Here is a 4579-nt window from a genome sequence, read left to right on the forward strand (position 1 = left end):
CCACGTCCTGCATCCCTATCCCGATGCTCGCTTCTACGCCACTCATCCTTCATAAGAGCCGTATGCGTAGACGCGCTCGTACGGATCTGCGCAGGGGGCGATCAGTGATGATCGTCCCTACTGCGACCAGAACTCCATGCCTTGGACGAACATTTCGGAACGACCTGAGTTTATATGCTCCTCGCGCAACCTGATTTCAAGCCAGCAGTCTAAGACTGTAGAGCCGGAATAGAAGCGACGTTCCTCGCAAACGACCCCACTCTGGAGCCACCAGAATTGCAAATCGATGGCGATTGACCTCGTTGTGCAAAGAGGGAGTACTCTTTCTTCGATTGGCGATTTCGCCATTTATGCGCCGTGTGGTGGAAAAATGGAGTTTCATGATGCGGTGGCTCCTGATTTCGGTGTTTCTGCCAATAATCGCGGTCCCGTCATGGGCAGCAAAGCGAATGACCGTTGCGCAATTCGAGCAAATGCTGCTCACAGAGAGAGCCGCGCACAAGTCGGATATCGAGATCGCGCGAAAGATCAGTGAAATTGAACTCTCGGAGCGGCTTACCGACGTGGCGCTCGCACGATTGAATAAATTCGCGAGCGGTTCTCAACCGGCAATGGCGTTGCTCTTGTTGGCAGACAGGTCAGCATTTCTCGAGCCGCCTGCGAACGAATTGCCAGCCACGCCCGCACCTGACGCGTCCACGCAGCAACAGTTGCTGGAGACAGCGAAAAGGTATGCAGTCCAGTCATTACCGAATCTGCCCAACCTGCTTGCTACGCGAACTACTCTCAACTTCGACGACAGTCCACAGGAAGTGACGAAGGGAGGGTATCTCCAGCGAATTGGGCTGCACTTGATTGGCACTTCAAAGACAGAGGTTTCCGTTCGGAACGAGAGAGAGAATCCATCGATACGCACCAAGACCACAACCTCGCCCGCGCAAGGCGGACTCATGACCTGGGGCGAATTCGGTTCCACACTCCTGATCATCCTGGGCGATTCCAGTCAAGGAGAGACGTCGTGGAGCCACTGGGAACAGACTTCTTCGGGTCTAATGGCAGTCTTTCACTATCAGGTTCCCAAGACAGCGTCGCACTACGAAATTGATACTCCCAGAGAGCAGATTCAGCCGAATGGGGGCTCAAACCGGTGGGCTCGGACTGGCGGAATGTCTGCAATGACAGCTTCTTCAAAGACCGCGATGGTTCGTACCAAACCCGGTTATCAAGGATCCTTGTGGATTGATCCAGCTACAGGGACAATCCTTCGCGTGACGCTGGTGGCCGATTTGAAGGGGAATTCGACCATTGAACGTGGTGCGATCCTCGTGGAGTATGGTCCAGTCGCGATCGCCGAAAAGACGTTGATATGCCCGGTGCGAAGTCTGGCACTCTCATCGGCTCCGGCCACTGTCAATGCCAGCCTGGAAGGCGCTCCCACCGAGTGGCTGAATGAGAACCTGTTCACCGACTATCACATGTTCGCTTCTACCTCGCGGATTCTCGATGAGCAGGCCACTGCATCAGGATTACCGGCGACACCCCGTACGGAAAGCACACTCAGTGACCAGGCTTCGCCTGTTGCTGGACAGGGATCGCATCCTGAAGCCGCTCCCGCTATGCCGGTACCAGAGCAGAGCGCAATCCAATCGGTCAATGAGCCGTCAAACGTTGCCGCGGCTGCGCCGGTTGAGAAGGAGGAGATGTCTGAAGCGAACCCATCAGCTATCGCAACCAACCTAGTGTCGGAACGGCCGCCTGCAACCGTCCCACTGCCCGATGCGCCAACCAAGGTGTCCAGCGCCGCCAACCAGGCACAACCAGCTTCGTCTTCGCCGGTGCCCTCCTCGCCGGAGGCCGGAATACAGTCCAGTGGTCCCCCGATCCAACTAAATGTCGACCGGGTCCTGGTGCCCGTCGTGGTGCGCGACAAGGAGGGACGCACGGTTGCAGATTTGAAGAAAGAGGACTTCCAGGTGTTCGATGAAGGCAAGTCGCGACCGGTCTCTGGATTCGTTGTGGAGAAGCGCAGTTCCGTTGGAAGCCACGGTGCGATTGCCACAGAGTCCGATCAGCATCCGCCGGCACAAGACAAAGCGGCAATACCATCCTCCATTCTGCCTGAGCGCGTCACAGTCCTTCTCTTCGACGATCTGCACCTGAGCTACGAAGACATCGCGCATTCAACAAAGGCCGCCTCCCAGGTTCTCGACGACACCTTGAGCGGGTCCGATGTGGCCGCTGTTGTTTCCGCATCCGGGAGCGTCAACAGCGGTCTCACGCGTGATCAAGCGAAGTTGCAGGAAGCGCTGAAGAGTCTTCGCCCGCAGGAAACCTACAGGTCCTCCGCCGCCGATTGCATCTATATCAGCTACTACCAGGCAAACCTGATCGTGGAGCAGAGTGATGCCGAGGCAAGGAGCGATGCGGTCCACCAGGTGCTCCATTGCAATCCCGGCATTAACCCACAGACGGATATCAACCAGGCTGAGAGACTGGCCGATTCGGCAGCAATGCGTGCATTGAATACGGGCCGTCAGGACGTTCTGGTTACCTACGCGGCGATCAAAGAGTTTGTACGCAGGATGGCCAATCTGCCAGGACAGCGCACCCTCATCCTCGTTTCATCCGGCATCCTTCCGTTAGATCAACAGTCGCGCACCGAAGAATCGCACGTTATGGACCTTGCGGCAGAATCCAATGTAACGATCAGTGCCCTTGATGCACGCGGTTTGTACACCTCATCCCTGACAGCCAGTGACAACCTGCGAGGAAGGATACCGGACCAGGTGTCAGACTACCGGCGCACCTCCATGAAGCTGGCGGAGGACGCGATGGGAGAACTCGCCGATGGCACCGGCGGCACCTTCTTTCACAACAGCAACGATCTCGACGCCGGATTCAAGGCCATCACGGAGGCGCCAGCTGTCGTCTATGCGCTCGAGGTTCCTCTCGACGGCGTGAAGGCAAATGGTAGCTATCATCGCCTTACAGTGAAGGTTGATCGTGAGGGGATGCACGTTCAGGCGCGACGCGGATACTTCATGCCCAGGCCGGAGAAGCGGAAAGAGCAGAAGACCTACTCTCCATTGTGAGTGCGCGAATGCCGGGGAAATCCCGAGTTCAGAGCGAATTGGACCACTCGGAAGTGGACCACTCGGAAGTCACTCATCAGTCACCGCAGCGCATCAGCCAGGGCACGCCCCGAATAAAAGGCCATAGATAAAAAACAAGGGCGCGCGCTCAGGGGCAACACCGCCAAGGTCAGATAACGAGTGTTCTATCCTCTCGCCGTGCCAGTCCGACGCATCCACAGCCAAGGGCACGCGAGCCGGACAGAACACGCGTTATCAAACCTGCGGGAGATAGTGGCCCGTCGCGCGCGCCCCTCCCCCGTGCGCCACGCCCCCTGGTGGGGCTGCGCCTCGACTAAAAGACCATAGATAAAAAGGAGCCCGTACCGCGCGGAAGATGCGAGCCTGCCATCGGTGCACAGTCCGCACCGTGGATACGCAGGCTCGCACCGGCGAAGGGGATGGAAGGGGTTACCTTCTTCCGCGCGGATAAAGAACCATAGATACACCAAATTCACCGGCTGATACGCGGTGCTCCCTGCGCTTCGCTCCGGTCGGGCTTGCCGCGTCTCGGCCCGCGTTTGCACCGTGCATGCGAGTGGAGTAGGGGAGAGGCTTCGAGTATCCGCGGACCGACTTGAAGCCGCAAAATGAATGTCTAAAACTACACAGACAGATCGGACTGATTGTTGGTATATCTTCGTTTATGTTCAGCCCAGTTCGAATCTTTACAGTGGAACAGGACAGCGACGATGGAGTCCTCGTGACTTTCACCGATGGAACGAAAGCCGGGTACGTGGTGGAAGAATTGCTGCGACTGAGGCCCAAAAGAAAATGGGCTACAAGTCAAAATAAAGCGGAGAACCCTCCGTCGAACCGGGCGTAACTCCCCGAATAAAGACCATATATAAGGCGAGGCTTCGAGACGCAGTCATCGCGATGAAGCTCGCCGACCCGAGGGTACCCGATGGGGCACAGACCTTCGCGGAGTTTCCGCCGCATTTATTGCCGATCCCACTCATTGGATGAAGCGGCGGACTAGTGAGGCACGACGTTGTGAGTGGCCACCTGCCGCTAACTCGACTACTGGTGTGGGATTACTTTTGCGTCGTACACGATCTTTCCGCCGACCATGGTCAGCAGGGATTCTGTCTTGGGTAGATCCGAGGCATCAACAGTGAAAATATCCTGCGAGAGAACAGCCAGGTCGGCGAGCTTCCCTGGTTCCAGACTACCTTTGTCTTTTTCCGCAAATTCGGCGTATGCCGATGTGAGGGTGTAGGCGATGACTGCCTGTTCACGCGTGAGGGCTTCGGATGGGCGGTTGGGATGAAGAGAGGCAAGCATGATATTGAGATAGGGATTGGTTGGCCCGTCCGAACCTAGGTGTGTGTCGGGCATAGCGTTTTGCCAAGGCTGATTCGGCGATTCGCAGGGCTGGTGTTCGATCTGGTGTGCGCAGGCAGTAATTCCGTTGGAAGCTTATAGCAAGCTTTCTGTGCGGTTTT

Annotated in this window: 2 protein-coding genes; one reads left to right on the top strand and one right to left on the bottom strand. The window is 56.8% G+C overall.

Annotation, left to right across the window (positions count from 1 at the left end; genetic code table 11):
• Positions 1-449 precede the first annotated feature (449 nt).
• Positions 450-3092 (top strand): VWA domain-containing protein, encoded by a 2643-nt coding sequence (locus tag WCA10_RS23460; protein ID WP_472824966.1) that lies wholly within the window; start codon positions 450-452, stop codon positions 3090-3092.
• A 1062-nt stretch (positions 3093-4154) separates the two neighbouring features.
• On the opposite strand, the gene WCA10_RS23465 is transcribed toward WCA10_RS23460, so the two are convergent.
• Entirely contained in the window at positions 4155-4472 is a 318-nt protein-coding gene (locus WCA10_RS23465) for an amidohydrolase family protein (protein WP_472824967.1), read from the bottom strand.
• Positions 4473-4579 lie beyond the last annotated feature (107 nt).

Source organism: Occallatibacter sp. (assembly GCF_049582745.1).
Lineage (GTDB): Bacteria > Acidobacteriota > Terriglobia > Terriglobales > Acidobacteriaceae > Telmatobacter.